General features: G+C 64.8%; 4 protein-coding genes. All 4 read right to left on the minus strand.

The annotated features are described in order from the left end of the window. A partial coding sequence (locus tag HKL97_RS05835; RefSeq protein ID WP_291423369.1) for a CoA-transferase occupies positions 1–419 on the minus strand: 419 nt, incomplete at its 3' end. 1 nt (position 420) lies between these two features. After that, entirely contained in the window at positions 421–1,131 is a 711-nt protein-coding gene (locus HKL97_RS05840; protein WP_291423371.1) for a CoA transferase subunit A, read from the minus strand. A gap of 122 nt (positions 1,132–1,253) precedes the next feature. After that, a complete protein-coding gene (locus HKL97_RS05845; protein ID WP_291423373.1) occupies positions 1,254–2,426 on the minus strand; it encodes an acetyl-CoA C-acetyltransferase in 1,173 nt (390 codons plus the stop codon). After that, positions 2,419–3,106 (minus strand): alpha/beta fold hydrolase (locus HKL97_RS05850; RefSeq protein ID WP_291423375.1); only part of this gene is annotated, 688 nt, incomplete at its 5' end. The genes HKL97_RS05845 and HKL97_RS05850, both read right to left, overlap by 8 nt.

Here is a 3,106-nt window from a genome sequence, read left to right on the forward strand (position 1 = left end):
ACCACCCGCGGCACCCCGGCCACAAGGTCCATCGCCCCGCCCATGCCCTTCACCATCTTGCCCGGCACCATCCAGTTCGCGAGGTCGCCGTTCTGCGCCACCTGCAGCGCGCCGAGAATGGAGATATTAATATGCCCGCCCCTAATCATCGCGAAGGACGCTGCCGAATCAAAAAAACTGGTCGTCGGCAACACCGTCACCGTCTGCTTACCCGCGTTGATCAGGTCCGCGTCTTCCTCGCCCTCATAGGGGAACGGCCCCATGCCGAGCATCCCGTTCTCCGACTGCAGCTGGATCGACACACCCTCCGGAATATGGTTCGCCACCAGCGTCGGGATACCGATGCCGAGGTTCACATAAAACCCGTCCTGCAGTTCCGCCGCCGCCTTGGCGGCCATCTCGTCTCTTGTCCACGGCATATTATGCAGCCCTCTTGCGAACAGTGCGTTGCTCGATCCGTTTCTCGACCTGGCCGAGCTTCACGATCCGCTTCACAAAAATTCCCGGCGTGATGATATGGTCCGGGTCGATCTCCCCCGGCTCCACCAAATTCTCCACCTCCGCCACGGTGAACTTCGCCGCCGTCGCCATCATCGGGTTAAAGTTGCGCGCCGTCTTGCGGTACACCAGATTCCCCTCGGTATCGCCCTTCCACGCATGCACAATGGCCAGATCCGCGAACAACCCGGTCTCCATCACATAATGGCGGCCGTTGAATTCGCGCGTCTCCTTGCCCTTGGCCACATCCGTGCCATAGCCCGTCGCGGTGAAAAACGCCGGAATCCCCGCCCCGCCGGCGCGAATCCGCTCCGCCAGCGTCCCCTGCGGGTTGAATTCGATCTCCAGCTCCCCTGAGAGATACTGCTTCGCGAATGTCGCGTTCTCCCCCACATAGGAGGAAATCATCTTCCTCACCTGCCGCGTCTGCAACAGCGTACCCAGGCCAACATTATCAATGCCCGCGTTATTGGAGATGATGGTCAGGCCCATCACGCCTGATTCCTTGATCGCGGCAATCAGCGCCTCGGGAATCCCGCACAGGCCAAAACCGCCCGCCATGATGGTCATGCCATCCTTCAAATATCCCGCAAGCGCGGCCCCGGAATCAGGGAATACCTTGGAAACAGCCATACACCCTCGCAGATTTTCTTGGTTTCACATCGGTTGTGCCCACTTTGGCCGGCGGCCCGGCTCTCAGGCCGGGGGGTATGGCGCGCGCCATACCCCCCGGCTGAAATCAGCGCTCTAGACGCTCAGCGCTCCAGGCACATGGCAACACCCATGCCGCCGCCGATGCACAGCGTCGCCAGCCCCTTCTTAGCATCGCGGCGGCCCATTTCGAACAACAGCGTGGTCAAAACCCGCGCGCCCGAGGCGCCAATCGGATGCCCGATGGCAATCGCCCCGCCGTTCACATTCACCTTCGCCGGGTCCAGCCCCAATTCCTTGTTCACCGCGCAGGCCTGCGCCGCGAACGCCTCATTGGCCTCGATCAGGTCCAAATCAGCCACCTTCCAGCCCGCGCGCGCCAGCGCCTTCTGCGAGGAGGGGATCGGCCCGGACCCCATCAGCGCCGGGTCAACACCGGCGGTGGCAAAGCTCGCAATGCGCGCCAGCGGCGTCAGCCCCCGCCGTGCGGCCTCCTCGGCGCTCATCACCACCAGCGCCGCGGCGCCATCGTTAATGCCCGAGGCATTGCCCGCCGTCACCGTGCCGTCCTTCATGAACGCCGGCCGCAGCTTGGCCAGGCCCTCAGCCGTGCTTTCACCTTTGATATACTCATCCTGGTCCACCACCACCTCGCCCTTGCGGGTGGTCAGCGTCACCGGCACGATCTCGTCCTTGAACTTCCCGGCCTTCTGCGCCGCCGCCGCCTTCTGCTGCGAACCAAGCGCCAGCGCATCCTGCTGGTCGCGCGTAATCTGCCACGCCCGGGCAACATTCTCGGCGGTCACGCCCATGTGATAGCCATTAAACGCATCCCACAGCCCGTCTTTAATCATGGTGTCGATAAACCCGACATCGCCCATCTTCGTCCCGGCCCGCAGATAAGCGGCATGAGCCGAGAGGCTCATGCTCTCCTGCCCGCCCGCGATCACGATATTGGACTCGCCCGTCCGGATCTGCTGCGCCGCCAGCGCCACTGCGCGCAGCCCCGAGCCGCACACCTGATTAATGCCAAACGCCGTCTTGGAATCGGGAATTCCCGCGGCGCGAACCGCCTGGCGCGCCGGATTCTGCCCCTGCGCCGCGCTCAGCACCTGGCCCAAAATGGCCTCGTCAATATCCTCCGGCGACAGCCCGGCCCGCGCCATCGCGGCCCCAATCGCTGCAGCCCCCAGTACATGCGCCGGCGTTGCGCCAAAAACACCATTAAAACTGCCGACAGCGGTCCGCGCGGCGGAAACGATAACGATATCACTCATGACTGTTTTCCCTCTGTGTGTGGTCTTTGGCCGTACTTGAGCATAGCCCCTGCAGCCAGTCCGCGAAAGGCTGCCACAGCGCGGTTTGCGCATGCGTCCCCGCGATCATGCCAATATGCCCGGCGCGAGGCTCAATCACCTTCGCATGCTTCACCAGCGCCGCCAGCGGGCGCGCCGAGACCGCCGGCACCAGCCGGTCACGCTCGGGAATCGCGCAGAAAACCGGCATCTCCAGCCGCGCCGGGTCCACCGCCAGCCCGGCCACGCGCCAATGCCCGCGCGCCGGCGTGTTCACGCCGTACCAGCCGCCCAGCGCCTCGCGCGCCACGGGTGCCGCCAGCGGCACGCCGTCCGCCAGCCAGTCCTCCATCGCCACAAACCGCCGCGCGCGGGCCGAATTCTTCTGCTGTCCGGCAAAATCCCGGTATTTGGCGCCAACCCCATGCGGGTCCACCAAGGTAAACAGCGCATTCAGCGCATCGATCGGCAGCGTGTTGGAAAACCGCATCACCGCCTCCATCGCCGGCAGCGCCTCGCCCACGCGCTGGGCAACCCCCGGGTCCGCCGCATGAAAATCCCACGGCGTGGCCAGCAGCGCCAGCGCGCTCACCTTCTCCGGCTGGCGCAGCGCCGCCGCCAGCGCCAGCAGCCCGCCCATGCAATACCCCGCCAGCACCACC

This window comes from Acidocella sp. (assembly GCF_013044125.1).
GTDB lineage: Bacteria > Pseudomonadota > Alphaproteobacteria > Acetobacterales > Acetobacteraceae > Acidocella.

What these genes read in the sequence shown, in the direction of transcription:
- HKL97_RS05845 (WP_291423373.1), bottom strand. Translation starts at nt 2,426, where the DNA reads ATGAGTGATATCGTTATCGTTTCCGCCGCGCGGACCGCTGTCGGCAGT.
- HKL97_RS05840 (WP_291423371.1), bottom strand. Translation starts at nt 1,131, where the DNA reads ATGGCTGTTTCCAAGGTATTCCCTGATTCCGGGGCCGCGCTTGCGGGA.